The 708-nt window shown below is 48.2% G+C and carries 1 pseudogene; it reads right to left on the bottom strand.

What is annotated here, in order from left to right:
* Positions 1-27: 27 nt before the first annotated feature.
* A pseudogene (locus AC5590_RS06335) lies at positions 28-708 on the bottom strand (AMP-binding protein); the annotation flags it as partial.

The following is a 708-nucleotide window of genomic DNA, read 5'->3' as shown; positions in this document are numbered from 1 at the left end:
CACTAGCAATGGTGCATAGAACTCTCAGATTGAAGCATCAAAACTAAACGGAGTTTTCTGCAAGACTTTGTCAGCTTCGGTTAGCGGGAAGGCAGTTTGCATCCAGCACATGTGATTGCAAATTGCCTTGTGAGAAATCATTACCCCTTTGGGCTTTCCAGTAGAGCCGGAGGTGTAAATTGTATAGGCTAAGTTTGAGGACTTAACGCCACTGACAGGGTTCTCTTCACTCTCCTGAGATATTACTCCCCAGTCTGTATCCAAACAAACCACCTGCACCCCGTGTTCGGGGAATGAGTCCGCTAGCTTCGACTGGGTAAGCAGCACCTTAACCTGAGAATCGCTTAACATGTAAGCCAAGCGCTCAGTAGGATATTCTGGGTCTAAGGGAACATAAGCTCCACCGGCTTTGAGGATGCCAAGCAATCCTACAACCATCTCTAGGGAGCGCTCTAGACAAATCCCCACTAGCACTTCTGGTCCAACACCCAAGCGTTGCAGGTAATGTGCTATCCTGTTCGCTCTTGCGTTCAACTGCTGATAGGTCAACTGTTTATCTTCAAAGACTACTGCCACGGAAGAGGGCGTTAGCGTAGCTCCTCCGGAGGAGGCTCGCTCCACTTGTGCTTCAAATAGCTCGTGAATGCATAAATCTTTAGGATAATCTTTTGTGGTGTTGTTCCCTGACACTAGCAACTGGTATCGCTC

It is taken from the genome of Brasilonema octagenarum UFV-OR1, assembly GCF_963888615.1.
Lineage (GTDB): Bacteria > Cyanobacteriota > Cyanobacteriia > Cyanobacteriales > Nostocaceae > Brasilonema > Brasilonema sennae.
Note: the sequence above shows the minus strand (reverse complement) of the source record. Positions and strands in the feature narration are given on the sequence as shown.